19 protein-coding genes and 2 pseudogenes are annotated in these 25168 nt (G+C 61.2%); 13 read left to right on the forward strand and 8 right to left on the reverse strand.

What is annotated here, in order from left to right; genetic code table 11:
* Positions 1 to 78: 78 nt before the first annotated feature.
* Positions 79 to 561, forward strand: coding sequence for a ribose 5-phosphate isomerase B (gene rpiB, locus HU722_RS11840; RefSeq protein WP_049708865.1), 483 nt, complete (start codon positions 79 to 81; stop codon positions 559 to 561).
* Between the two features lie 6 nt (positions 562 to 567).
* Here rpiB and HU722_RS11845 read toward each other — a convergent pair whose 3' ends face one another.
* From HU722_RS11845 to HU722_RS11860, 5 genes and pseudogenes are all read right to left on the reverse strand, one after another.
* The gene (locus HU722_RS11845) at positions 568 to 1833 is read right to left on the reverse strand and encodes a carbohydrate porin (RefSeq protein ID WP_186753041.1); all 1266 of its coding nucleotides are present in this window, start codon (positions 1831 to 1833) and stop codon (positions 568 to 570) included.
* 55 nt (positions 1834 to 1888) lie between these two features.
* Complete coding sequence (locus tag HU722_RS11850) at positions 1889 to 4297, reverse strand: glucose/quinate/shikimate family membrane-bound PQQ-dependent dehydrogenase (RefSeq protein WP_065910665.1); 2409 nt, start codon at positions 4295 to 4297, stop codon at positions 1889 to 1891.
* Positions 4298 to 4606: 309 nt separating this feature from the next.
* Positions 4607 to 5143 (reverse strand): annotated as a pseudogene (locus HU722_RS29245) (methyl-accepting chemotaxis protein); the annotation flags it as partial.
* A 324-nt stretch (positions 5144 to 5467) separates the two neighbouring features.
* Positions 5468 to 6550: pseudogene (locus HU722_RS29250) on the reverse strand (cache domain-containing protein); the annotation flags it as partial.
* Between the two features lie 146 nt (positions 6551 to 6696).
* On the reverse strand, positions 6697 to 7587 hold the full coding sequence (locus tag HU722_RS11860) for a bestrophin family protein (RefSeq protein ID WP_065876247.1): 891 nt from the start codon (positions 7585 to 7587) through the stop codon (positions 6697 to 6699).
* Between the two features lie 261 nt (positions 7588 to 7848).
* Here HU722_RS11860 and HU722_RS11865 point away from each other — a divergent pair, with 261 nt between their 5' ends.
* Genes HU722_RS11865 through HU722_RS11875 form a run of 3 tightly spaced genes read left to right on the forward strand, consistent with a single transcriptional unit; the run spans position 7849 to position 10213 of the window.
* Positions 7849 to 8727, forward strand: a complete 879-nt coding sequence (locus tag HU722_RS11865) for a hypothetical protein (protein ID WP_225930685.1) — start codon at positions 7849 to 7851, stop codon at positions 8725 to 8727.
* Entirely contained in the window at positions 8712 to 9758 is a 1047-nt protein-coding gene (locus HU722_RS11870; RefSeq protein ID WP_065876245.1) for a GGDEF domain-containing protein, read from the forward strand. Before HU722_RS11865 ends, HU722_RS11870 begins: the two co-directional genes overlap by 16 nt.
* Entirely contained in the window at positions 9755 to 10213 is a 459-nt protein-coding gene (locus HU722_RS11875) for a metallophosphoesterase family protein (protein ID WP_065889366.1), read from the forward strand. The genes HU722_RS11870 and HU722_RS11875 overlap by 4 nt, the downstream gene beginning before the upstream one ends.
* Before the next feature lie 8 nt (positions 10214 to 10221).
* On the opposite strand, the gene HU722_RS11880 is transcribed toward HU722_RS11875, so the two are convergent.
* Positions 10222 to 10521, reverse strand: a complete 300-nt coding sequence (locus tag HU722_RS11880) for an ArsR/SmtB family transcription factor (protein WP_065876294.1) — start codon at positions 10519 to 10521, stop codon at positions 10222 to 10224.
* Between the two features lie 92 nt (positions 10522 to 10613).
* Here HU722_RS11880 and HU722_RS11885 point away from each other — a divergent pair, with 92 nt between their 5' ends.
* Together HU722_RS11885 and HU722_RS11890 are read left to right on the forward strand one after the other, a co-directional pair.
* Positions 10614 to 11705: an NADH:flavin oxidoreductase/NADH oxidase gene (locus HU722_RS11885; protein ID WP_065876243.1), complete on the forward strand. Its 1092-nt coding sequence runs from the start codon at positions 10614 to 10616 to the stop codon at positions 11703 to 11705.
* A 175-nt stretch (positions 11706 to 11880) separates the two neighbouring features.
* Positions 11881 to 14004 carry a TonB-dependent siderophore receptor gene (locus tag HU722_RS11890; protein WP_065876242.1) on the forward strand — a complete coding sequence of 708 codons (2124 nt, stop codon included), beginning with the start codon at positions 11881 to 11883 and terminating at the stop codon, positions 14002 to 14004.
* 21 nt (positions 14005 to 14025) lie between these two features.
* Here HU722_RS11890 and HU722_RS11895 read toward each other — a convergent pair whose 3' ends face one another.
* Both HU722_RS11895 and HU722_RS11900 read right to left on the reverse strand, forming a co-directional pair.
* Positions 14026 to 14748 carry a FadR/GntR family transcriptional regulator gene (locus tag HU722_RS11895; protein WP_049708856.1) on the reverse strand — a complete coding sequence of 241 codons (723 nt, stop codon included), beginning with the start codon at positions 14746 to 14748 and terminating at the stop codon, positions 14026 to 14028.
* Positions 14749 to 14796: 48 nt separating this feature from the next.
* The gene (locus HU722_RS11900) at positions 14797 to 16533 is read right to left on the reverse strand and encodes an IlvD/Edd family dehydratase (RefSeq protein WP_065881437.1); all 1737 of its coding nucleotides are present in this window, start codon (positions 16531 to 16533) and stop codon (positions 14797 to 14799) included.
* A 193-nt stretch (positions 16534 to 16726) separates the two neighbouring features.
* On the opposite strand from HU722_RS11900, the gene HU722_RS11905 reads away from it, so the two are divergent.
* The 7 genes from HU722_RS11905 (at position 16727) to araH (ending at position 25149) form a co-directional block, all read left to right on the forward strand.
* On the forward strand, positions 16727 to 18049 hold the full coding sequence (locus HU722_RS11905) for an MFS transporter (RefSeq protein ID WP_065876240.1): 1323 nt from the start codon (positions 16727 to 16729) through the stop codon (positions 18047 to 18049).
* 15 nt (positions 18050 to 18064) lie between these two features.
* Positions 18065 to 19054, forward strand: coding sequence for an AraD1 family protein (gene araD1, locus HU722_RS11910; protein WP_065876239.1), 990 nt, complete (start codon positions 18065 to 18067; stop codon positions 19052 to 19054).
* 11 nt (positions 19055 to 19065) lie between these two features.
* Positions 19066 to 20646, forward strand: coding sequence for an aldehyde dehydrogenase (NADP(+)) (locus HU722_RS11915; RefSeq protein ID WP_065889372.1), 1581 nt, complete (start codon positions 19066 to 19068; stop codon positions 20644 to 20646).
* Between the two features lie 23 nt (positions 20647 to 20669).
* Positions 20670 to 21533 carry an SMP-30/gluconolactonase/LRE family protein gene (locus tag HU722_RS11920; RefSeq protein ID WP_065876237.1) on the forward strand — a complete coding sequence of 288 codons (864 nt, stop codon included), beginning with the start codon at positions 20670 to 20672 and terminating at the stop codon, positions 21531 to 21533.
* A gap of 37 nt (positions 21534 to 21570) precedes the next feature.
* Positions 21571 to 22575, forward strand: coding sequence for a substrate-binding domain-containing protein (locus HU722_RS11925; RefSeq protein WP_049708850.1), 1005 nt, complete (start codon positions 21571 to 21573; stop codon positions 22573 to 22575).
* A gap of 63 nt (positions 22576 to 22638) precedes the next feature.
* Positions 22639 to 24171, forward strand: coding sequence for an L-arabinose ABC transporter ATP-binding protein AraG (araG, locus tag HU722_RS11930; RefSeq protein WP_065876236.1), 1533 nt, complete (start codon positions 22639 to 22641; stop codon positions 24169 to 24171).
* A 9-nt stretch (positions 24172 to 24180) separates the two neighbouring features.
* Positions 24181 to 25149 (forward strand): L-arabinose ABC transporter permease AraH, encoded by a 969-nt coding sequence (gene araH / locus HU722_RS11935; protein WP_065876235.1) that lies wholly within the window; start codon positions 24181 to 24183, stop codon positions 25147 to 25149.
* Positions 25150 to 25168 lie beyond the last annotated feature (19 nt).

Raw genomic sequence — 25168 nt, forward strand, 5'->3', positions numbered from 1 at the left:
CACCCTGCCAGTCGTCCGCTAATGGTTGTGCATAATTTCAGTGAGTGATCATTTGATCGGACTGGTGGAGAAACAGTGATGGGTGCACAAACGACGTTTTCGGTGGCCGTCGGATGCGACGAGGCGGGCTTCGAGCTCAAGGAATTGCTCAAGCGCTTTATCGAAAGCCTGGGGTATGGAGTTGAGGACTTTGGCTGCCATTCGTCCAGCCCGGTGCTCTATCCGGATATCGCGGCGGCTGTCGCGATGGCGGTTGGTGCCGGTGAGCAGCGCCTGGGTGTGTTGATTTGCGGCACGGGCATCGGCATGGCGATTTCAGCCAACAAGATCAAGGGGGTACGAGCGGCCCAAGCCCATGACACGTATTCCGCCGAGCGGGCGCGCAAAAGCAACGATGCGCAGATCCTGTCGATCGGTGCACGGGTGATCGGGCCCGAGCTGGCCAAGAGCATCGTGAAGGTGTTTCTCGAGTCAGAATTCGAAGCGGAGCGCTCCGGGGCGAAAGTCGAGCGCATCACTGCGCTCGAACGGGCGAACAGGGCGTTGCCGTCAGACGACTGAGCCGGGTCAGAAGACTGCTTTGACCTGCAGGCCCAGCACCAAAGCGTTGTCGATGTTGTCACCGGAAAACGCTCCCGGCTTGATGATGTATTGCACATCCGGGCGCAGGGTCAGCCATGGCGTAGCCTGGTAGCCATAGCTCAGTTCGATCAACTGTTCGGCATTGTTCAGGTTGGGATAATCCGTGCCGGCGTTGACGGCGGCCAGTTCCTGCGCGTCACGGCTGCGCGGGTTCGGTACGGCGCGACCATAACCCAGGGCCAGGGTGTCACGCGGCCGGCCTTCGAACGGTTTGTACAGCACCACGCCTGCGCCGTACCACTTGCTGAACGGCGACGCCGCTGCGCTGGCAGCGGAGTATTGGCCGAAGGCGTGTAGCACGCGGCCGGCGGACGAGTCCGACGCCCACACCGCCTGGTCGATCAGCAGGTAGTGACCGCCGCGTCCGCTGACCTCCTTGTTGCTGCCGATGCGTTTCACGTCGGAGCTGTCGTAGTAATAGCCCAGTTTGTATTCGCCCGGCAGCGTGCCCGCGTGTTTGTACACCAGCTCTATCGGCACCACGGTGCCGGTGGTGTGCTTGGGGCTCAAGTGCCAGGCGCGGCTGGAATCGCCATTGCTGTCGGGGTCCACATTGAACGCGGCGACGCGCAGTTGCCAGGACGGCGAGAAGTCATATTTCACCCGCGCACCCAGGCGCGCGTTCGGGTAGTTGGTCCAGCCGCTGCCGCCGGACATGTTCAGTGGGTGCCCGCAGAAACCGGCGTTCATGAAGTTGCACAGGATGCCGCTGTCCAGGCCGCCGAGGTCATTGCCCATGGCCATGTAGCCGAGCTTGACGTTCAGTGCCGGGGTGAAGAGGGTGCGTTCGTAACTCAGCTCGGTCAGGCGGGTGTAGAGGCCACCGTAGTTTTCCTGGATCGGCAGGCGGTTGCCGACCAAATCCTCGGAAGCACTGTTGCCGCGCCGGTCATTGATCGTGACCTGAATGCGGTCGCCATGGTTGAAACCGTAGAGCTTGCCCAGGTCGAACTGCACGCCGAGCTTGAGGTTTTGCGAATAACGCGCCGAGCGGTGTTGGCCGCCGTGGGCGTTGTAGGCGGTTTCGCCGCTGTAGTCGCCGGTGAAGCGGATGCCTTGTTCGTCGAGTTCACGGCGCAGGCCGCCCCAGTCGCCGGTCAGGGTGGTATCACTGGCTTGAACGGGCAGGGCGGCGCCAAAGGCCAGGCCGAGCAACAGGCGCCCAAGGGAAAGATGAGAAACGGGGGGCATGCGGGTTCTTCCAAAGCAGAAGGCGCGGTGCAAAGCGCACCGCGCTTGAAGGAGGTTATGGCAGGGCGTAAGCGATCACGTAGTCGCCACGGTCAGTGGACTGGCGTGCGCCGCCAGCGGTGACGACCACGTACTGCTTGCCGGTTTTCGGCGAGACGTAGGTCATCGGCCCACCCTGGCTGCCTACCGGCAGGCGGGCTTTCCAGACTTCCTCGCCATTGCCGCTGTTAAAGGCGCGCAGGTAGAAGTCCTGGGTGCCGGCGATGAAGATCAGGCCGCCCTGGGTCGACAGGGTGCCGCCAAGGGTCGGCAAGCCGATCTTGATCGGCAGGTGCATGCGGATACCCAGCGGGCCGGTGTCCTCCACGGTGCCGACCGGCACTTGCCAGGCGACTTTCTGGGTCTTCATGTCGATCGCGGTCAGGGTGCCGAAGGGCGGCGCCTGGCACGGAATGCCGGCCACCGACAGGAAGCGGTTTTTGTTCACGGCATACGGCGTGCCCTTGAGCGGCACGGCGCCCATCCCGGTGTTCAGCGCTTCGCCACCGGACGCGGCCAGGGCCTTGTTCTGCGACGGTATCATCTGGATCCACAGGCCCAGGCGCATGTCGTTGACGAAGATAAAGCCGTGTACCGGGTCGGTGGAAAGACTGCCCCAGTTCATGCCGCCCAGCGATCCCGGGAAACTCAGCGATTTGTCCGTGCCCGGCGCGGTGTACAGGCCGTCGTAGCGCATGCCTTTGAAGTCAATGCGGCACAGCAATTGGTCAAACGGCGTGGCACCCCACATGTCCGATTCGGTCAGGGTTTGCGCGCCGATCTGCGGCATGCCGACGGATTTTGGCTGGGTGGGCGAGTAGGGCTCGTTAGGGATGTTCGCGGCCTTGACCGGTACTTCTTTAACCTCGGTCAGTGGCTTGCCGGTGGCGCGGTCGAGCACGTAGATCTGCCCGGCCTTGGTGCCGATCACCACCGCTGGCACAGCCTTGTCGCTGCCGGGCGGGGTGAAGTCGATCAGGCTTGGCTGCATCGGCAGGTCGAAGTCCCACAGGTCATTGTGGACGGTCTGGTAGACCCATTTTTCCGCGCCGGTGGAGGCGTCCAGCGCCAATACTGAAGCACCGTATTTATGGTTAAGCTCGGTGCGCTCCACACCATAGATGTCGGTGGACGAACTGCCCATCGGCAGGAAAACCGTGTTCATCAGCGGGTCATAGGACATGGGTGCCCAGCTGTTCGGGGTGCTGCGCACATAGGTGCTGCCGTCGGCCGGGGCCTGCTTGTCTTGCGGGTTGCCCGGGTCGAAAGCCCAGCGCATCTGGCCGGTGATCACGTCGAAACCACGGATCACGCCGCCCGGCATGTCGGTCTGTACGTTGTCGGCCACGCGGCCACCCACCACTACAGTGGTACCGGCGATCAACGGAGCGGAGGACAGTTGGTAGTAGCTGTCCGGCACGTTACCCAGGCCGGCTTTCAAGTCGACTTGGCCGTGGCTGCCGAAGTCTTCGCAGAATTTGCCGGTGTCGGCATCCACCGCGATCAGGCGCGCATCGATAGTGTTGGTCAGCAAGCGACGCTGGCATTGCGCACCGGCCGGAACGCTGGCGGCGATGATCGGCGAGCTGTTGGGCTGGCTTGGCTGGGCAATCGGCGCGGTGGCGTCGAAATACGCCATGCCACGGCAACGTTGCCACACCGCGGATTTGGCGTTGACCTCGTTCTTCCACAGCTCTTTGCCGGTGTCGGCGTCGAGGGCGATCAGGTTGTTGTGCGGCGTGCAGATGAACACTTTGTTGCCGATCTGCAAGGGCGTCAGTTGGTCTTCGGCGCCGTTGCCGTCGCTGATTGCCACGTCGCCGGTGTGGTAGGTCCACGCCACTTTGAGCTGGTTGACGGTGTCACGGTTGATCTGGTCCAACGCGGCGAAGCGGCTGCCGCCTTCGGTGTTGCCGTAGTGCGCCCAGTCTTTCTGAGCATCGGCGGGGGCTACCGGCGTGATGCCAGGGCCGGTACCGGTCGGAGCCACGCTGGGGTGGGCGACAAACATATTGCCCGCCGCCACGGCCACGCCGACCGCCAATACCGCGGCAACGCCATAGGCACCGCGTGCAGGCTTATTGACGAGCAGCGGGTAGACCAGCGCTACCACCATGCCGATGGCCGCAAACATGAATACACGCGAGAACAGCGGCCAGAACACCAGGCCCACATCCGCCACCGCCCAGATGGCCGTGCCGACCAGGAAAGCCGCAAACAGCCACGCGCCCGCCGGTTTGCGCCGGGCAATCAGCAAGCCGGCAATCGCCATGGCCAGGCCGCCGATCAGGAAGTACCAGGAACCTCCCAGGCTGACCAGTTTGACGCCGCCGATGGCCAGCGCGAGGCCGAGCAGGGCGATGATTACGCCCAGGCCCAGCAGTAAAAATCTAGAGGCGCCAGCGGCGCGCGATGCTCGTTTCATGTCGAAAGGACTCGAATGTGAGAGGGCAAAGACGCGATTTTAGCAATATAAGTAACTGGTTAGTACATTAGAGTCCTGCAATAGACTATTACAGGTGGTGCGATGATGGGTTGAGGCTAAATGTCGCGTATGGCGGCGCTCTGTAGTGAGCGGGCTTGTCGCACCGCCCGCGCTGGGTGGCGAAGCCGCCCCAATAAGACCGCAGCGTTTTTTCAGAAAGAACGCGGCGCCTGGGTATGGGGCGGCTTCGCCACCCAGCGCGGGGCAAGCCCGCTCACTACAGGCGGGCTGGACGGGTAGCGCGTCAGGTTAGAACTTGAACCGGCCCACCAACCCCTTGAGCTGACCCGAAATATCCGTCAGTCGCCCTGATCCGGTCTGCGCCGAGTGGGCAAACTCTTCGACCAATTGCGCATCGGCATGGATCTGCGCGATATGCCGGTTGATCTCTTCGGCAACCTGGTGCTGTTCTTCGGCGGCCGTGGCGATCTGGGTATTCTGGTCGCGGATCGAGTCCACCGAGCCCCGGATCTTGTCAAAGCTGTCGCGGGCCTGCTGGATGCGTTCCACGCTGGTGTGGGACACCAGCAGGCTGCCTTGCATCTGCTGCGTCACTTCCTGGGTGCGGCGGGCGAGGTTGCCGAGCAGGCTGTCGATTTCGCCGGTGGAGTCGGCGGTGCGGCGGGCGAGGGCGCGGACTTCGTCGGCAACTACCGCAAAACCTCGGCCCTGGTCACCGGCACGCGCGGCTTCAATGGCCGCGTTGAGCGCCAGCAAGTTGGTCTGTTCGGCAATCGAACGGATGGTGTCGAGGATGGTGTTGATGTTTTTACTGTCCTGCTCCAGCAATTGCATGGTCTGCGTGGACTTTTGCAGGTCTTCGCTCAACTTGAGCACGCTGCCGGTGGCTTCGCCAATGTGCTGCTGGCCGTCGTGCACGTCGCGGTAGCCTTCGTCGGCACTGGTGGCGGCAGCGCTGCAGGAGCGTGCGACTTCGTTGGCGGTGGCCACCATTTCATTGAACGCGGTGCTCACCAGTTCCACGGCTTCACGTTGACGGCCGGCCGCCTGGTTCATGTTGTTGGCGACTTCGCTGGTGTCAGCGGCGGCGGTCTGCAGGTCGGACGAAGCATTGCCGATGCGCTGCACCAACTGGGCGATCATGCCGAGGAACTGGTTGAACCAACCGGCCAAACTGGCGGTTTCGTCCTTGCCTTGTACCTTGAGCTGGCGGGTCAGGTCGCCTTCACCTTCGGCGATTTCTTGCAGGCCCTCGGCCACGCCGCGAATCGGGCGCACGATCACGCTGGCAAAACTGGCGCCGACAATCGCGAACACCAATGCCAATACCGCTGCGATGGCCCCAATTAACCACGTCAGGCGGGTGGCGCCGGCCATCACTTCATCACGCTTGATCAGGCCGATAAAGCGCCAGCCCAGGTCTTTGGAGCTGACCATGTTGGCCATATACGCCACGCCATCAATGTCGATCTGGGTCACGCCGTCGCCGCGCTTGGCCAGTTCGGCATAGTTGGGACCCAGGTCGGCCAGGGGTTTGAAGTTGTGCTTGGCATCGCTGGGGTCGACCAGCACGTTGCCGTTGCCTTCCACCAGCATCAAGTAACCGCTGTCACCCAGCTTGATGTTGCGCACCAGTTCGGTGAGTTGCTTGAGCGATACGTCCAGGCCAACCACGCCGAGGATATTACCGCTGGCATCGGCGACGGTGTGCACGGTGCCGATCAGCGTCACATCATCGGGCGCCCAGTAGTAGGCGCCGGTGCGCACGGTTTTACCCGGCGCGGCGATGGCCGCCTGGTACCAGGGGCGTACGCGCGGGTCGTAGTTATTCAGTTTGGTGTCGTCGGGCCAACTGGCGTAGCCGCCGTCCTTCAAGCCCAGGGACAGGTAGGCCGTGCTCGGATGGCTTTTGGCAAACTGGTCGAAAATCTCCAGCAGCTCTTTGTTGGTCGGGGTCAGCGGGATTTGTGCGGCGTCGGCACCGGCGTAGCTCTTGAGGTCCTTGGCCGCGACAACGCGCGGGTCCTTGGCCACAAAATCGACGTTCTGGCTGATGCCGTCGAAGAACTGCTTCATGCCATTGTCGATCTGGCGGATCTCGCGGCCGCTGCTGTCGAGGAAATTGGCCAGGGCCCCCTCGCGCAGATTCAGTACCACCAACACAGCGACCAAAATGACCGGCACGCACGCGATGGCGGCAAACGCCCAGGTCAGCTTTTGCTTGATATTCATGACTTCACCCGCGGGTATTTATAATTTTGGCAAGGAGAAAACAGTAGCGTCGAGCGTCGCATGTGTTGTTATGACGGAAGGTGTGGACCATGCGTACCCCCTGTATATCGACTGCGGGGGCACGCACTTGAGGCCGAAGGGAGTGTTTAACCGATGCGCTCGCCACCCTGCGCATCACGCTGCATCGACTGCAGGTTTTTCTCGATGGTTTCGCAGATGCTTTCCATCTGGATCTGATGCTCGCTGGAGCTGAACGGGCTTTGCAGGTCGGTGCCGATCCGTTCGATGGCCAGTAGCATAAAACCGACTACCGTCGAGGCCAGCGGAGTGAACCAGCCAAGGGATTCCACCAGGCCCACCGGCACGATCAGGCAGAACAAAGAGATAAACAGGCGCGGGAAATACACGTAGGGGTAGGGCAGTGGCGTGTTGGCGATACGCTCCATGCCGCCCTGGGCGTTGGACAAGTCCACCAGCGTCGACTCCAGCCGCGCCAGGCGGATGCTGTCCAGGTGACCGGCCTTGTATTCCTTGGCCAGCAGCGCGGCCGAGCCGGTGAGGATGTCGTTGGCGAAGTTATTGGTGGCGCCATTGCGGGCGAATTCCTCGGCGGGAATAAACGCGCGCACTTCTTCGGGGCACGGCTCGCCCTTGAGGTGAGCGGCCAGGCAGTTCACGTAGGCCACGTGGCGGCGCAGCAGGGTGGATTTGACCGGGTTCACTTCATGGTCAGGGTCGTCGAGCAGGGTCAGCACCTGACGCGCAAAGCTGCGTGAGTTGTTGACCATCGCGCCCCACAGCGTGCGGGCTTCCCACCAACGGTTGTAGGCGCTGCTGTTACGAAAGCTGATCAGCACCACCAGGGCCGAACCCAACAGAGTGAGGGGCATCAGCGGCAAATTGATCTTGGCGGTGAGAAACAGCATGAAGTCCACGGTGACGGCGACATCCCACAGCAACAGCCAGAACAGGGCCCAGCCCACGTAGCCCATGGTCTTGATGATCAGGCGGTACTTTTTAATGATAGCGGCTTTCAAACGAGGCCCTCGCGGCGAGCAGTAAGCAACAGTGCCTAACTCGGACGTCGGCTTGCGGGGAAGGTTCGCTGCGGCGACTGAAACGGTTAAGCCATCGAGGTCTTTTTGGAACAATTTTGGTAGCGACGGTGTCCTCTGCGCTAATCACGATAGATTGCGCTCAAGGCGAAACGCCATTATCGGTGCTGCAATTGAGATCAGTGAATCCAAGTTGTTTGATCAGGGCTCTTTCTCATGTGCGGTGGTTCGTTGAAGTTGGCGATGGAACAGTCGGCGCGGGCGTTTGAGCGCCATGTGGATTTTGAAGCGTGTATTCGTTCCCATTATTCGATTTTGTTGGAGTCCTATTCAAAAAGACCGTTTTTCTATAAGACCGCACTCAAGTTCAGTCGCTTGATGGTGTCCTATACCTTATTGAGCACGTATTTCTCCAAGCCCGTTCCCTTACTGTCCGAGGTGAAGGCGTTTTGTGTGACGCGCGGGTTCTGTTCCAGAAACAGCCTGGAGTCGATCTTCCTGCTGTTCAGGGCGCTGGGGTTCATGACGGTATCCAGGCATCCGGATGACAGCCGTTTGCGGGTATTCAGCCCGTCATCCCAAGCCTGCGAGGAGATCCGGCGGATGCTCACCTCCGTGGTCGAGCCGCTGGGTGTGATGTGCTCGGAAACGGCGGTGTGCGGGTCAATGGGCGGGTTGGATGATCGCGCCTATCTGGCACGTTATTTCAAAGGGTTTTCGGTCCTTTTCTCCCATAACGTGACCATCGACCTGTTGATGCCTGATTGTTATTGGCTGGTAAAACGCGATGCCGGGCATATGTTGATGCTGGCGATCTATAACGATGCGTGTGCGCTCGATAATCAAGGGGCAAGTTTCAGGTCTTCATCCTACCTTTCCATCGCTGAGCAACTCTCGGTGTCCAAGACCCACGTTATTCGTCTGGTTCAAGAGGGGGCCGACCGGGGTTATTTCAAGATTCATTCCAAGACATTGCTTGAAGTCCTGCCACCTTTTATGGTGTTGGTCAGGCGGTTTATGGCTTACTCGTTTGCGACCTGCCTCCACAGTCTTCAACTGAGTCATGCCGATAGCACACCGGCCACTCATGCACAGGGAGTGACGGGATGCCGGCTAATGTGAAGCTCAGGCCACGGATGCAAAGACTGTTGTCGCCCGCGATCGCCAAGGCTGAACTGATCGGGATTTTTGCCTGGCTGGCGGTGTTGCTGGTGGACCGCTGGGCGATGTTTGGCTGGCCGGTCGCGCTGGTCACGATGGGGCTGTGCGGGGTGTATGGGGTTCACCGAGTGGTGACTCATTATGTGCTGTGGCGGGCGCTGGGGGTGGCCTACATGGTGCTGCTGTCTGCGGGTTTTGCCTATGTGGTTCACGTCCATCCCGCGCTGCAGGTGTTTGCCTTGCCGCTGGCCGTGACCTTGGTGCTGAGCAGTGCAATCCTGTTTATCGTGGTTCAGGATTTTCTGGTCTGCGCCGCCTTGGTCTGGTTACTGACGTGGCCCAGCATTCAGATGAGCCTTTACGAAGGCGTCGATATCTACGTGTTTATCTTTTGTGCCGCGTCGGTGGCGATCGGTTTTATCTTGAATGTCTACTACCTGAAGAACCTGCGTTCGGTGTTAATGGTGGAGAGTGAGTTTCGAGAGTTGGCCGAGACCGATTACTTGACCTCCATCCTGAACCGGCGGGCCTTCATGGAGAGCTTCGCCAAACTGATTGCGGCCGGCGATACCGGCTACTTCATGATGCTGGATATCGACAGTTTCAAATTAAAGAATGACCAGTTCGGTCATGACGTCGGCGACAGGATTCTCTGCGCCATGGCCGCGTGCCTTAAATCCACCCCAGGCAGCCACAGTTTCGGCAGGATTGGCGGCGAAGAATTCGGGGTGCTGCTGGTGGGCGATGACCCTTGTCTCGCCACCGATTACGCGCTGCGCCTGCTGCAAGCGATCCGCAGCAGTGTGGCGCCGCCCCATGACTACACCTGCAGTGCGGGCATGACGCATTTTGCGCTCGGGGCCGATATGTCGGCGGTCCTCAAGCGTGCCGACCGCAACCTCTACACCGCCAAGGGCAACGGCAAGGACCGCGTGTATCTAGATGGCGCGCTAGTGTCTCACGGTTCGATTTCCACCCCGGAGGCCCTATGAAAGTTGGCGTGATTTCCGATACCCATGGCCTGCTGCGACCTGAAGCGGTCGCAGCTTTGCAGGGATGTGAGCAGATCATTCATGCCGGCGATATCGGCACCTCTGAAATTCTTGAGCAATTGTCACAGATCGCGCCGCTGCACGCGGTGCGTGGCAACAATGACCTACAGGCGCCGTGGGCACGGCAGGTGCCTGATTATCTGATGCTTGATGTGGACGGATGGCAAACGTTGCTGGTGCATGACATCGCCGACGTACCTGCATTAATCGATACGTCTACGCGGCTGGTGATCACCGGCCATTCGCACAAGCCCCTGATCGAATGGCGCGGCGCAACGTTGTACGTGAACCCCGGCAGCGCAGGACGGCGGCGCTTCAAGTTGCCGGTGACGTTGGTGGTGCTGGAGGTGTTGGAGACGTCCATCGAGCCGCGCTTGATTGCGCTGCTGGACTGAGTCGGGTCTTACCGCTGCGCAAGAATGCTTTGCAGCAATCCCGGGAAGCGCTCCTCGAGCAGATCGGCGCGCAACGAGTTCAGATGAGTGGTGCCGGCACTGCGGGTCTGCACCAGCCCGGCATCGCGCAACACGCGAAAGTGATGGGACATGCTCGACTTGGGCCGCCCGCCGTCCAGCTCGCCACACGTGGCTTCGGGCACACCCGCCAGGCAGCGCACGATTTCCAGGCGCACCGGATCACTCAGCGCGTACAGCAGGCGCTCGAGAGTCAGGTCTTGAAGAAGTGGGTGTTTAAAGGCTCGCATGAAACGAATCATAACAGGGGGGTATCGCTGAATACTATAGTTCGATTACCATCGAACAATCGAATCAGCCATTCACTCCCTGGAGCTCTCTAATGTCCGCTTTGTTCGAACCGTTCAAACTCAAAGACGTCACCCTGCGCAATCGCATCGCCATCCCGCCAATGTGCCAGTACATGGCCGAGGACGGCATCGTCAACGACTGGCACCTCGTGCACCTGGCCAGCATGGCCCGTGGCGGTGCCGGCCTCCTGGTGGTCGAGGCCACTGCGGTCGCGCCGGAAGGCCGTATCACCCCAGGCTGTGCTGGTCTCTGGAGCGACGCCCACGCCGAGGCCTTCGTGCCGATGGTCAAGGCCATCAAGGCCGCCGGTTCAGTGCCAGGCATCCAGATCGGCCATGCCGGTCGCAAAGCCAGCGCCAACCGCCCTTGGGAAGGGGACGACCATATGCCTGCCTCCGATGCTCGCAGTTGGGAAACCATCGCACCTTCGGCCATCGCATTCGGTGCCAACTTGCCCCAGGTCCCGCGCGCCATGACCCTGGACGACATCGCCCGTGTGCGCCAGGACTTTGTCGACGCTGCCCGCCGTGCCCGTGACGCCGGCTTTGAGTGGATCGAACTGCACTTCGCCCACGGCTACCTGGGCCAGAGCTTCTTCTCCGAGCACTCCAACCAGCGCACCGACGCCTACGGCGGCAGCTTCGACAACCGCAGCCGTTTCCTCCTGGAAACCCTGGCGGCCGTGCGTGAAGTCTGGCCGGAAAACCTGCCACTGACCGCGCGTTTCGGCGTGATCGAATACGACGGCCGTGACGAGCAGACCCTCACCGAGTCCATCGAACTGGCGCGTCGCTTCAAGGCTGGCGGCCTGGACCTGCTGAGCGTCAGCGTTGGTTTCACCATTCCCGACACCAATATTCCGTGGGGCCCGGCGTTCATGGGGCCTATCGCCGAGCGCGTGCGTCGCGAAGCCGGCATTCCGGTCACTTCGGCTTGGGGCTTTGGCACGCCACAACTGGCAGAAGGTGCGTTGCAAGCCGGGCATCTGGACGTGGTCTCGGTGGGTCGTGCGCACCTGGCTGATCCACATTGGGCGTACTTTGCAGCCAAGGAACTGGGCGTCGAGAAGTCGTCCTGGACCTTGCCTGCACCGTATGCGCATTGGTTGGAACGCTATCGCTGAGTCGAAATAGCCCAGCGTCAAACATCGAAAGCCACTCCCAGGAGTGGCTTTTTTTCATCTGTCGAAAAGTAACGAATGAGAATACATGTCAATCGTTAATTGTTTGCTATAACATGCGCGCCAAAATAATTGGCAAATATGCCGCTCCATCTGGCTCATTTACTAGGTCATTCCCATGCGTCGTACCCTGCTTTCAATGTGTGTGCTTCAGGCGTTTTCCCCGTTGAGTTGGGCAGCGGTCGAGCCGGTTGAAAAAACCGGCATCGAGCTGCAAACCACCAGCATCACCGGCACTGCCGACTATGAAACCGCGCAGGGGCCGGTGCAGGGCTACCACGCCACCCGCTCGGCGAGCGCGACGCGTACGGATACCTCGATTCATGAAACGCCGCAGTCCATCACCGTGGTGTCCAAAGATGTGGTCGAGGACATCGGCGCCACCCGTTTGCAGGACGCGCTGGACTACGCCGGCGGTGTCGGCCGCGCCAACAACTTCGGCGGGCAGGGCCTGACCACGTTTACCGTGCGCGGCTTTACCACCGGCGAGTTCTACCGCAATGGTTTCCCGATCAACCGTGGCTACCCAAATATGCCGGACGCCAACACCATCGAGCGCCTGGAAGTGCTGCGCGGTCCGGCGACCATGCTCTACGGCCGTGGCGATCCTGGCGGCACCTTCAACGTGGTCTCCAAGCAACCGCTGGCCGAACGCACGGTCACATTAGGCAGCCAGTTGGATGATCAAGGCATGAAGCGCGGCACCCTGGATGCCTCCGGCCCGTTGGATGAGGAGGGCCGCCTGGCCTATCGCCTGAACGTGGTGGGTGAGGGCGGTGACACCTTCCGTGACCATGTGGAAACCGAGCGCTACGGCGTGACCCCGGTGATCACCTGGCAAGCCACCGATGACACTAAGCTGATCTTCGAAGGTGACTTCATGCGCAACAACCACCCGCTGGATCGTGGCTTGACCCGCTTCGCCACTCAGAAAGGCACGGCGTCCCGCGATACCTTCTGGGGTGATAAAGACGTTGGTAAATTGCACAACGACAACAGCATGGCACAGCTGCGTTTCGAGCATCTGCTCAATGAAAACTGGACCCTGGGCGGCGGTTTCCAATGGCTCGACGGTACGTTGCAAGGCAACGCGATTGAAGCCAATAGCTTGGCTGCTGACGGGCACACGCTCAACCGCAATTTTAACTACCGCAAGCTGGAGTGGACGGACAAGGACACCCAGCTCAACCTCACCGGGCATTTTTCCACGGGTGGGTTCGATCACACTTTGCTCACGGGCGTCGAGTTTGAAGATTACGACTACAAGTCGATCATCCAGCGTTCGTCCGCTTCCTACACCAGTGATATTTTCAACCCAGTCTATGGAAAGCCGCGTCCTGCGCTCACCAGCACGCCTACCCATGACAAGGAAAACCTCAAGACCTACGCAGCCTTTGTTCAGGATCAAGTCGCCCTGACCGAGCGTCTGAAAGTATTGGCTGGCGCGCGTTTCGAGCGTTTTGAGCACCAGTACGAGAGCTATGTGCCGGGTACAAAAAACTGGGAAGCCAGCGATAACGCCGTAACACCACGGGTTGGAGTGATCTACGACCTGACCGACTCGCTTGCCGTGTACGCCGATGCAGCGCGTTCATTCAAGCCCAATACTGGCGCCGCCCGCACAGGTGAAGGCTTTGAACCGGAGAAAGGCAAGTCGTATGAAATGGGCATTAAGTGGGAAGCGCTGGATCACCAGTTGAGTGTCGACGCTGCGATTTACCAGATCGACAAAAAGAATGTGCTGACCACCGATCCTGCGGACCCCACCGCCACCTTCAAGGTCGCAGCGGGCCAAGTACGCAGCCGTGGTTTCGACTTGAACGTCGCCGGCAACCTTACTCCAGAGTGGCGCGTGATCGGTGGCTATGCCTATGTGGACGCAGCAGTGACCAAGGACAACACCCTCCGTGTTGGCTCGCACCTGGCCAACATCCCGCGCAACAGCTTCAGTCTGCTGAACGTCTACGAATTCCAGGATGGCAGTCTCAAAGGACTTGGGCTGGGCGCGGGAGCGAAATACGTCGATGAGCGTGTCGGCCAGACCTCCAACACCCCGTTTACGATGGACGCCTACACCGTGGTCGATCTGCTCGGTTACTACAAGGTCAACGAAAAAGTCCGGCTCAACCTGGATGTGAAGAACTTGTTCAATCGCGACTTTGAAGAGGGTGCGTTCGGTAACTTCTACGCCTACCCAGGCGCGCCACGCACGGTGCAGGTGGGCATCGCCTACACCTTGTAACTCCTGAGCAACGGCCCCGCTTTAAAGCGGGGTCAATACATTCATCACCGTATCCAACGCCACCCGCGTGTCATCCAACTGCACCAGCGACGCATGCCGCGCCCCAAGGGCGTCGCGGTTCTGGATCGCGGTGAGGATCGCCTTGTGCCGGGGCAGGCTCAAACCCTGGATATCCGGGCGGCGGTTGGTGATGTTGATCGACTCGCGCAGCGGCAACGACAGCATGTTGCACATATACGCGAGCAGGTCGTTGCGGGTGGCGTCGGCAATGGCGCGGTGGAAGTCCAGGTCGGCCTGCAACAGGTCTTCGTGGGTCTTCGCGGTTTCCATGCCTGCGTAGGCTTTTTCGATGGTGGCGATGTCTTCATCGGTGGCGGTAGTCGCGGCCATGGCCGCGATTTCCGGTTCAAGGATGCGCCGCACACCGGCCAACGTGTTGAAGAACTCGCTGTGGGGCGTGGACTGCATCAACCAGGACAACACGTCCGGGTCGAGCAGGTGCCATTTCAACCGTGGTCGCACCACCGCGCCCACCCGTGGCTTGGAATACACCAGGCCCTTGGCGCTGAGTACCCGCGTAGCCTCACGCAACACCGAGCGGCTGACCTTGTACTCCTCGCAGAGCGTGGCCTCCATGGGCAGCCGTTCTTCGGGCTTGAAGCGACCGGAAACGATGTGCATGCCCAAGTCTTGAACGATCTGGGCATGCTGGCTCTTGCGCGGCTTGGGCGGCTGGTGATCCATAACGGGAGAGATGCTCTGACTTAAATTCGCGGCATCATAGCATCCCACTTAGTGGGAATGCCGTGGGACTTCCGCGCCTCGGCAACCTACCAGGAAGTCAAAGTCGCAACCCTGGTCGGCCTGCAGCACATGGTCGATGTACAGCTGGCGATAGCCGCCGACGATGAGCTTTTCAGGTGGCGCAAGGTCTGCCATGCGCGCCGCCAGCTCTGCGTCGGGGATGTCCAGGTGCAAACGGCCATTGGCGCAGTCGAGTTCGATCCAGTCGCCTTCCTTCACGGTGGCTAACGGTCCGCCGGCAGCGGCTTCCGGGGCCACGTGCAACACCACCGTGCCGTAGGCCGTGCCGCTCATGCGCGCGTCGGAAATCCGCACCATATCCGTCACACCCTGGGCCAGCAGCTTGGCCGGCAGGCCCATGTTGCCGACCTCGGCCATGCCTGGGTAACCCTTGGGGCCGCAGTTTTTCATGACCAGGATCGAGTTGGCGTCCACGTCCAGCTCGGGGTCGTTGATGCGTGCCTTGTACATGTCGAAGTTTTCGAACACCACGGCGCGGCCACGGTGCTGCATCAACGCCGGGCTGGCGGCGGACGGCTTGAGGACCGCGCCGAGTGGCGCCAGGTTACCGCGCAATACGCAGATGCCGCCGTCAGCGCGGATCGGGTTGTCGAGGGTGCGGATCACTTCATCCTGGCCGTAGATCGGCGAGTCCTTGGTGTTCTCGCCCAGGGACTTGCCGTTCACGGTCAGGGCGTTCGGGTGCGGGATCAGGTTGGCTTCACCGAGGCGACGCAGCACGGCGGGCAGGCCACCGGCGTAGTAGAACTCTTCCATCAGGAAGCGCCCGGACGGTTGCAGGTCGACGATGGTCGGCATGCCACGGCCCATGCGGGTCCAGTCATCCAGGTCCAATTCAACGCCGATGCGCCCGGCGATGGCTTTCAAGTGAATCACCGCGTTGGTCGAACCGCCGATGGCGGCATTCACGCGGATCGCATTTTCAAACGCTTCTTTGGTGAGGATCTTCGACAGCTTCAAGTCTTCGCGCACCATCTCTACCGCGCGCATGCCCGACATATGCGCCAGCACATAACGCCGTGCATCCACCGCCGGAATCGCCGCGTTGTGGGGCAGGGAAGTACCGAGTGCCTCGGCCATACAGGCCATGGTCGACGCGGTACCCATGGTGTTGCAGGTGCCCGCCGAACGCGACATGCCGCCCTCGGCCGCGAGGAAATCATCCAGCGTAATGGTGCCGGCCTTGACCTGTTCGCTGAGCTGCCACACCACCGTGCCCGAGCCAATGTCCTGGCCCTTGTGCTTGCCATTGAGCATCGGCCCACCGGTGACCACGATGGCCGGCACGTCGCAACTGGCGGCGCCCATCAGCAAGGCCGGGGTGGTTTTGTCGCAGCCGGTCAGCAGCACCACACCGTCAATCGGGTTGCCGCGAATGGCTTCTTCCACGTCCATGCTCGCCAGGTTGCGGGTGAGCATCGCGGTGGGGCGCAGGTTGGATTCGCCGTTGGAGAACACCGGGAATTCCACGGGGAAGCCACCGGCCTCGATCACGCCGCGTTTGACGTGGTCGGCGATCTGGCGGAAATGCGCGTTGCACGGCGTCAGCTCCGACCACGTGTTGCAGATGCCGATGATTGGCTTGCCATGGAACTGATGGTCGGCAATGCCCTGGTTCTTCATCCAGCTGCGGTACATGAAGCCGTTTTTGTCGGCAGTACCAAACCACTGGGCGGAGCGTAGGCCGGGCTTTTTATCAGACATGATCGATTCTCTTATTGTATGACTATATGTTCTATCTGTGCCTAAACATAAGCGCAAAATCGATGCTTTGGAAGAGTTGTTTTGTAAATAGTCCTACTATATAGTTTGGCTTAACTGAGGTATGACCCTGGCGGAATTTCGCGAGAGGCGTCCCCCGAGCTTCTATAAAAACAACAATCGGAGATCGACCCCCATGAGCCAGGAACTGCGGCTTATTCGGCGCATTACGCTGAAACTGATTCCCTTCCTGATCCTGCTGTACCTGATCGCCTACGTAGACCGCTCCGCCGTGGGCTTTGCCAAATTGCACATGGGCGCCGACGTCGGTATTGGCGACGCCGCCTATGGCCTGGGCGCGGGGTTGTTCTTTATTGGCTACTTCCTTTTCGAGATCCCCAGCAACCTGATGCTCGACCGCTTCGGCGCGCGGCGCTGGTTTGCGCGGATCATGATCACCTGGGGCGCCATCACCATCGGCATGGCCTTTGTGCAGGGCCCACACAGCTTCTATGTGATGCGCTTTCTGCTTGGCGCGGCGGAAGCGGGATTCTTTCCGGGCGTTCTCTACTACATCACTCAATGGTTCCCGGTGCGCCATCGCGGCAAGATCCTCGGGCTGTTTATCCTGTCGCAACCCATCGCAATGATGATCACCGGCCCGGTGTCCGGCGGCCTACTAGGCATGGACGGCATTCTTGGTCTGCACGGCTGGCAGTGGCTGTTTATCGTGATCGGCAGCCCGGCGATTCTGCTCACCTGGCCGGTGCTGCGCTACCTGCCGGACGGCCCCAAGCACGTCAAATGGATGAGTGAGGAGGAAAAAGCCTGGCTCGCCGGCGAGTTGAACAAAGACTTGCAAGCCTACGGCCAGACCCGCCACGGCAACCCGCTGCATGCCTTGAAAGACAAGCGGGTGTTGCTGCTGGCGCTGTTCTATCTGCCGGTGACCCTGAGCATTTATGGCCTGGGCCTGTGGTTGCCGACGTTGATCAAACAATTCGGTGGCAGTGATTTGACCACCGGCTTCATCTCCGCCGTGCCGTATATCTTCGGCATCATCGGCCTGCTGATCATCCCGCGCAGCTCCGACCGTTTGAACGACCGCTACGGCCACCTGGCGGTGCTTTATGTACTCGGTGCCATCGGCCTGTTCTTCAGCGCCTGGCTGAGCGTGCCGGTGCTGCAAATGGCGGCGCTGTGCCTGGCGGCGTTCGCGATGTTTTCTTGCACGGCGGTGTTCTGGACCTTGCCGGGTCGGTTTTTTGCTGGCGCCAGTGCAGCGGCGGGCATTGCGTTGATCAACTCGGTTGGCAACCTCGGCGGCTACATCGGCCCGTTCGTGATCGGCGCGCTCAAGGAATACACCGGCAACCTGGCATCGGGCCTGTACTTTTTGTCCGGGGTGATGCTGTTCGGGCTGGTCTTGACCTTTGTGGTCTACCGCTTGCTGGAGCGCAAGCATGTGCTGCCTGCCGACCAATTCGCCGCCAGTGCCCGTGGCGCGACACGTACTTAATCTGGGAGAAGTTTCATGCGTTTAGTTCAGTTCGAGTTAAGCAATGGCGAGCGTCGGGTCGGCGTTGTAGAGGGCGACAGCCTGCGCGAAGTCCAGACGGCGCGCAGTGTGCGCGAATTGGCCCTGGCCGCCATCGAAGCGGGCGTCGGCCTGGCACAACAGGTGAACAGCCTCGGTCTGGGCGACAGCCACGACTACGCCGCACTGCTGGCCGAGCTGAAAATCCTGCCGCCGCTGGATCACCCGGACCCGGCGCACATGTTGATCAGCGGTACCGGCCTGACCCACTTGGGCAGCGCCTCGGCGCGGGACAAAATGCACCAGGCCGGCGATGAAACGGCACTGACCGATACCATGCGCATCTTCAAATGGGGCGTGGAGGGCGGCAAGCCAGCAGCGGGTCAGGCGGGCGTGCAACCGGAGTGGTTCTATAAAGGTGACGGCAGCATCGTCGTGCGCCCAGGCGCCGCCTTCCCGGTGCCACCGTTTGCCGAAGATGCCGGCGAAGAACCGGAGATCGGCGGTCTGTACGTGATCGGTCCGGACAGCAAGCCCTACCGTGTGGGTTTTGCGGTGGGCAACGAATTCTCCGACCACATCATGGAGCGCAAGAATTACCTGTACCTGGCCCACTCCAAGCTGCGCAGTTGCAGCTACGGCCCCGAGTTGCGCGTGGGCGAGTTGCCCCAGCACCTGGCGGGCACCAGTCGCCTCCTGCGTAACGGTGAGGAAATCTGGCGGAACGAATTCCTCAGCGGCGAGGCCAATATGTGCCACAGCCTGGAAAATCTCGAGTATCACCACTTCAAATACCGCCAGTTCCTCAAGCCCGGCGATGTGCATATCCACTTTTTCGGCACCGCCACCTTGTCATTCGCCGACGGTATACGTACTCAACCGGGCGATGTGTTTGAGATCAGCCAAGCCGAGTTCGGCGCGCCATTGATCAACAGCGTCGGCAGCAGCGATGCGGCATTCGAACCCGGCCACGTCATCACCCTTTAATGGAGAACCCCATGACCCAGTTCCTCGGCCACAACTACATCGGCGGCCAGCGCAGCGCCAACGGCAGCGTCAAACTGCAAAGCGTCGATGCTGCCACTGGCGAAGCCTTGCCCCAGGATTTCTACCAGGCGACCCCGGAAGAAGTCGACGCCGCCGCCAAGGCTGCCGCGCAGGCTTACCCTGCGTACCGTGCCTTGAGTGCGGCGCGCCGCGCGCAGTTCCTCGATGCGATTGCCGATGAGCTGGATGCGTTGGGCGATGACTTTGTCGAGCTGGTCTGCCGCGAAACCGCGCTGCCGGCTGCGCGTATCAAGGGCGAGCGTGGGCGCACCAGCGGCCAGATGCGCCTGTTCGCGACCGTGCTGCGTCGCGGTGATTTCTACGGCGCGCGCATCGACAAGGCGCTGCCGGATCGCCAGCCGATGCCACGCCCGGATTTGCGCCAATACCGCATCGGCCTCGGGCCGGTTGCTGTGTTCGGCGCTAGCAACTTTCCCCTGGCCTTTTCCACGGCGGGCGGCGACACCGCAGCCGCACTGGCGGCGGGCTGCCCGGTCGTCTTCAAGGCGCATAGTGGGCATATGGCGACCGCCGAGCGGGTGGCCGATGCGATCATTCGGGCGGCCGAAACCACCGAGATGCCGGCCGGCGTGTTCAATATGATCTTCGGCGGTGGCGTCGGTGAAGCGCTGGTCAAGCACCCGGCGATCCAGGCCGTAGGCTTCACGGGTTCGCTCAAGGGCGGGCGCGCCTTGTGCGACATGGCAGCGGCACGTGCGCAGCCGATCCCGGTGTTTGCCGAGATGTCGAGCATCAACCCGGTGATCGTGCTGCCCCAGGCTCTCACAGCACGGGCTGAAAGTGTTGCGCGTGACCTGACCGCCTCGGTGGTGCAAGGCTGCGGCCAGTTCTGCACCAACCCAGGCCTGGTGATCGGTATCGCTTCGCCTGCATTCACGGCGTTTACTCAACAGGTTGCGCAACTAATCGGTGAACAACCGACGCAGACCATGCTCAACGCCGGCACCCTGGGCAGCTACGGCAAAGGCCTGGAAAAACTGCTGGCGCACCCCGGCATCCAGCACCTGGCGGGCAGTGCCCAGGCCGGTAACCAGGCACACCCGCAATTGTTCAAGGCCGATGTGCGCCTGTTGATCGACGGCGATGAAGTGCTGCAAGAAGAAGTGTTCGGTCCCACCACGGTATTTGTCGAGGTCGCCGACCAGGCCCAACTCAGCGCTGCCTTACATGGCCTGCACGGTCAATTGACGGCGACGATCATTGGCGAGCCGGCAGACCTGCAACAGTTCGCCGAACTCACGCCACTGCTCGAACAGAAAGTCGGGCGCATCCTGCTCAACGGCTACCCGACCGGTGTGGAAGTCTGCGATTCGATGGTGCACGGCGGACCGTACCCCGCGACGTCCGATGCGCGTGGCACCTCGGTCGGCACCCTGGCCATCGACCGTTTCCTGCGCCCGGTGTGCTTCCAGAATTACCCTGATAGCCTGCTGCCCGACGCGTTGAAAAACGCTAACCCGTTGCGTATCCAGCGGCTCGTGGATGGCACGCCTTCGCGCGACGCGCTGTAAACAACAATGAACCAGGAGGTTTCATGTCGCTGAGCGCCGTCACCGCGCACCGTGCGCAATTGGGGGAGGGCCCGTTCTGGGACGTGCCCACCCAGGCCCTGTACTGGGTCAACATTGCCGGCAAACAGGCATTGCGCCTGATGGACGGGCAGTTACAGGTCTGGCAATTGCCCGAGCATGTCTCGGCGTTTATCCCGTGTGAAAGCGGCGATGCCGTGGTGACCTTGAGCAGCGGCGTGTACCGCCTGGACCTGGTCACCGAAGCCTTGACCTTGCTGTGTGTGGCCGACCCGCAATCGGGCAACCGTGGCAATGAAGCGCGCTGCGATGCCCAGGGCCGCCTGTGGCTGGGCACTATGCAGAACAACATTGGCGAGCAGGGCGAAGACCTGCCCATCACCCGACGCTCCGGCGGCCTGTTTCGCATTGATGCCGATGCGCAGGTCACGCCGTTGCTGAGTGGCCTGGGCATTCCCAACACCTTGCTGTGGAGTGATGACGGCCGCCATGTGCATTTTGGCGACAGCATGGAGGGCACGCTGTACCGGCATGGGATTCTGCCGAACGGCCAACTCGAGCCCGCACACGTCTGGTTCGGCCCACATGAACGTGGCGGGCCGGACGGCTCGGCCATGGACGTCGAAGGCTGTATCTGGAATGCGCGCTGGGACGGCAGTTGCCTGCTGCGCCTCACGCCCGAAGGTGAAGTGGACCGCATCATCGAGTTGCCCGTGAGCCGCCCCACCAGTTGCGTATTTGGTGGCCCGAACCTCACCACCCTCTATATCACCAGTGCCGCCAGCCCATTGGATCACCCTTTGGACGGCGCGGTATTGGCCATTGAGGTCGACGTGCCAGGCAAACCCTGTCACCGCTTTGCCGGCTAAATCCCGATTTTAAAAACAACAACAAGGAGTCACCCGTATGAATCGTCGTCGAGGTTTGCGTTCCCTGTGCTGCGCCGCTGTGGCGGTCTCGGCCATGAGCCTGAGCGGGCTGCTGCTGGCCGCTGAGGAAGTGAAGATCGGTTTTCTGGTCAAGCAGGCTGAAGAGCCTTGGTTCCAGACCGAATGGGCCTTTGCCGAAAAAGCCGGCAAGGAGCATGGCTTCACCGTGATCAAGATCGCCGTGCCCGACGGCGAAAAAACCCTTTCGGCCATCGACAGCCTGGCGGCCAACGGTGCCAAGGGCTTTGTGATCTGCCCGCCGGACGTGTCCCTGGGCCCGGCCATTGTCGCCAAGGCCAAGGCCAACGGCTTGAAAGTGATTGCCGTGGATGACCGCTTCGTCGACGCCAAAGGCGCCTTTATGGAGGACGTGCCGTACCTGGGCATGGCCGCGTTTGAAGTCGGCCAAAAGCAAGGCGCCGCCATGGCCGCCGAAGCTAAAAAACGCGGCTGGGACTGGAAGGACACCTATGCGGTGATCAACACCTTCAACGAGCTCGACACCGGTAAAAAACGCACCGACGGATCGATCCAGTCCCTGAAAGAGGCCGGCATTCCTGACGACCATATTCTCACCGCTGCGCTTAAAACCCTCGACGTACCCGGCAGCATGGACGCCACCAACTCGGCGCTGGTCAAGCTGCCCAGCGGCGCGAAAAACCTGATCATCGGTGGCATGAACGACAACACCGTACTCGGCGGCGTACGTGCGACCGAAAGCGCGGGCTTCAAAGCCGCCAATGTAATCGGCATCGGCATCAATGGCACCGACGCTATCGGTGAACTGAAGAAAGCCAACAGCGGCTTCTTCGGTTCGATGCTGCCTAGCCCGCACATCGAGGGTTACAACACTGCGCTGATGATGTACGAGTGGGTCACCAAAGGCACCGAGCCGCCGAAGTACACCGCCATGGACGAAGTGACCCTGATCACCCGCGACAACTTCAAGCAGGAACTGGAAAAGATCGGCCTGTGGAAATAAGGCAGTTCGCTTTCCTCGGCAGCCCCGGCAACGGGGCTGCCTGATCGGTGTGATGAGGTGGTTATGCACGCGCAAGTCAATGAACAACAACACACTGCCGGGGCCAGTCTGCGTTTTGACGGCATCGGCAAAACCTTTCCCGGGGTCAAGGCGCTGGATGGCATCAGCTTCACCGCCCACCCTGGGCAGGTGCACGCCTTGATGGGCGAGAACGGCGCGGGCAAGTCGACGCTGCTGAAGATCCTCGGCGGCGCCTACATTCCCAACAGCGGCACGCTGCAGATCGGCGAGCAGACCATGGCGTTCAAGAACGCGGCGGACAGCATTGCCAGCGGCGTGGCGGTGATCCACCAGGAATTGCACCTGGTGCCCGAAATGACGGTGGCCGAGAACTTGTTCCTCGGGCATTTGCCGTCGCGTTTCGGGGTGGTCAATCGGGGACTGTTGCGCAAGCAGGCCTTGGCTTGCCTCAAGGGCCTGGCGGATGAAATCGACCCTGCCGAGAAGCTCGGCCGCCTGTCCCTGGGCCAACGGCAACTGGTGGAAATCGCCAAGGCGCTGTCCCGTGGCGCCCATGTGATCGCGTTTGATGAACCCACCAGCAGCCTGTCGGCGCGCGAGATCGACCGCTTGATGGCGATCATCACGCGGCTGCGCGATGAGGGCAAAGTGGTGCTCTACGTATCGCACCGCATGGAGGAAGTGTTCCGCATCTGCAACGCGGTCACGGTATTCAAGGACGGTCGCTACGTGCGCACCTTCGAGGACATGAGCGCGCTGACCCATGACCAGTTGGTGACCTGCATGGTCGGGCGCGATATCCAGGACATTTACGACTACCGCCCGCGTGAGCACGGCGAGGTCGCGCTCAAGGTCGATAGCCTGCTCGGTCCCGGCCTGCGTGAGCCGATCAGTTTCAACGTGCGCAAGGGCGAGATTCTCGGCCTGTTCGGGTTGGTGGGGGCTGGGCGTACCGAGTTGTTCCGCTTGCTCAGCGGCTTGGAGCGTGCGAGCGCCGGTCAACTGGAGCTCTGCGGTCAAGCACTGCAACTGCGCTCACCGCGCGATGCCATCGCCGCGGGCGTGCTGCTGTGCCCGGAAGACCGCAAGAAGGAAGGCATCATCCCGCTGTCCAGCGTCGCCGAGAACATCAACATCAGCGCGCGCGGCACCCACTCCCGATTCGGCTGGCTGTTGCGCGAGGGGTGGGAGAAGGGCAACGCCGACCAGCAGATCAAGGCGATGAAGGTCAAAACGCCCAACGCGGCGCAGAAGATCATGTACCTGTCCGGCGGCAATCAGCAGAAGGCGATCCTGGGTCGCTGGCTGTCGATGCCGATGAAAGTCCTGCTGCTGGACGAGCCGACCCGTGGCATCGACATCGGCGCCAAGGCCGAGATCTACCAGATCATCCATAACCTCGCCGCCCAAGGCATTGCAGTCATTGTGGTGTCCAGCGACCTGATGGAAGTGATGGGCATCTCCGACCGCATCCTGGTGCTGTGCGAAGGCGCACTGCGGGGTGAACAAACCCGCGAGCACGCGACTGAATCCAACCTGCTGCAACTGGCTTTGCCGCGCAGCCTGGCGAACTGAGAGACGACTATGACAACCCAAGACAACGCGTTGCCCTCGGCACGCAAACCCCTGGACATGCGCGCACTGCTCGACAACTGGGCGATGCTGCTGGCCGCGGTGAGCATCTTCCTGCTGTGCGCCTTGCTCATCGACAACTTCCTCTCGCCGCTGAACATGCGCGGCCTGGGCCTGGCGATTTCCACCGTGGGCATCGCCGCGTGCACCATGCTGTTCTGCCTGGCGTCGGGGCACTTCGACTTGTCGGTGGGCTCGGTGATTGCCTGCGCCGGGGTGGTGGCGGCGATTGTGATGCGCGACACCGACAGCGTCATGCTCGGTATCGGCGCCGCCTTGCTGATGGGCCTGGTGGTGGGGCTGATCAATGGCATCGTGATCGCCAAGCTGCGGGTCAATGCGCTGATTACCACCTTGGCGACCATGCAGATCGTGCGCGGGCTGGCGTATATCTTCGCCAACGGCAAGGCGGTGGGCGTGTCCGAGGAGCAGTTCTTTATCTTCGGTAACGGCCAACTGCTGGGCGTACCGGTGCCGATCCTGATCACCATTTTGTGCTTCGTGTTTTTCGGCTGGCTGCTCAATTACACCACCTATGGGCGTAACACCATGGCCATCGGCGGCAACCCGGAAGCGGCGTTGCTGGCGGGTGTGAACGTTGATCGCACCAAGATCCTGATATTTGCCGTGCACGGTGTGATCGGCGCCCTGGCCGGGGTGATCCTGGCGTCGCGCATGACCTCCGGCCAGCCGATGATCGGCCAAGGTTTTGAGCTGACAGTGATCTCGGCGTGTGTGTTGGGCGGGGTGTCGTTGAGTGGTGGGGTTGGCATGATTCGCCATGTGATTGCCGGCGTGTTGATTTTGGCGATCATTGAGAATGCGATGAACCTGAAGAACATCGACACGTTTTATCAGTACGTGATTCGCGGCTCGATCCTGCTGCTGGCCGTCGTCATCGACCGCATGAAGCAACGCTGAACCCTTGCCATGTGAAGAT

The organism is Pseudomonas tritici (assembly GCF_014268275.3).
Classification (GTDB): domain Bacteria; phylum Pseudomonadota; class Gammaproteobacteria; order Pseudomonadales; family Pseudomonadaceae; genus Aquipseudomonas; species Aquipseudomonas tritici.

What these genes read in the sequence shown, in the direction of transcription:
- araG (WP_065876236.1), top strand. Translation starts at nt 22,639, where the DNA reads ATGCACGCGCAAGTCAATGAACAACAACACACTGCCGGGGCCAGTCTG.
- HU722_RS11905 (WP_065876240.1), top strand. Translation starts at nt 16,727, where the DNA reads ATGAGCCAGGAACTGCGGCTTATTCGGCGCATTACGCTGAAACTGATT.
- HU722_RS11845 (WP_186753041.1), bottom strand. Translation starts at nt 1,833, where the DNA reads ATGCCCCCCGTTTCTCATCTTTCCCTTGGGCGCCTGTTGCTCGGCCTG.
- HU722_RS11865 (WP_225930685.1), top strand. Translation starts at nt 7,849, where the DNA reads ATGGAACAGTCGGCGCGGGCGTTTGAGCGCCATGTGGATTTTGAAGCG.
- araD1 (WP_065876239.1), top strand. Translation starts at nt 18,065, where the DNA reads ATGCGTTTAGTTCAGTTCGAGTTAAGCAATGGCGAGCGTCGGGTCGGC.
- rpiB (WP_049708865.1), top strand. Translation starts at nt 79, where the DNA reads ATGGGTGCACAAACGACGTTTTCGGTGGCCGTCGGATGCGACGAGGCG.
- HU722_RS11870 (WP_065876245.1), top strand. Translation starts at nt 8,712, where the DNA reads ATGCCGGCTAATGTGAAGCTCAGGCCACGGATGCAAAGACTGTTGTCG.
- araH (WP_065876235.1), top strand. Translation starts at nt 24,181, where the DNA reads ATGACAACCCAAGACAACGCGTTGCCCTCGGCACGCAAACCCCTGGAC.
- HU722_RS11900 (WP_065881437.1), bottom strand. Translation starts at nt 16,533, where the DNA reads ATGTCTGATAAAAAGCCCGGCCTACGCTCCGCCCAGTGGTTTGGTACT.
- HU722_RS11925 (WP_049708850.1), top strand. Translation starts at nt 21,571, where the DNA reads ATGAATCGTCGTCGAGGTTTGCGTTCCCTGTGCTGCGCCGCTGTGGCG.
- HU722_RS11890 (WP_065876242.1), top strand. Translation starts at nt 11,881, where the DNA reads ATGCGTCGTACCCTGCTTTCAATGTGTGTGCTTCAGGCGTTTTCCCCG.
- HU722_RS11875 (WP_065889366.1), top strand. Translation starts at nt 9,755, where the DNA reads ATGAAAGTTGGCGTGATTTCCGATACCCATGGCCTGCTGCGACCTGAA.
- HU722_RS11885 (WP_065876243.1), top strand. Translation starts at nt 10,614, where the DNA reads ATGTCCGCTTTGTTCGAACCGTTCAAACTCAAAGACGTCACCCTGCGC.
- HU722_RS11895 (WP_049708856.1), bottom strand. Translation starts at nt 14,748, where the DNA reads ATGGATCACCAGCCGCCCAAGCCGCGCAAGAGCCAGCATGCCCAGATC.
- HU722_RS11915 (WP_065889372.1), top strand. Translation starts at nt 19,066, where the DNA reads ATGACCCAGTTCCTCGGCCACAACTACATCGGCGGCCAGCGCAGCGCC.
- HU722_RS11850 (WP_065910665.1), bottom strand. Translation starts at nt 4,297, where the DNA reads ATGAAACGAGCATCGCGCGCCGCTGGCGCCTCTAGATTTTTACTGCTG.
- HU722_RS11880 (WP_065876294.1), bottom strand. Translation starts at nt 10,521, where the DNA reads ATGCGAGCCTTTAAACACCCACTTCTTCAAGACCTGACTCTCGAGCGC.
- HU722_RS11920 (WP_065876237.1), top strand. Translation starts at nt 20,670, where the DNA reads ATGTCGCTGAGCGCCGTCACCGCGCACCGTGCGCAATTGGGGGAGGGC.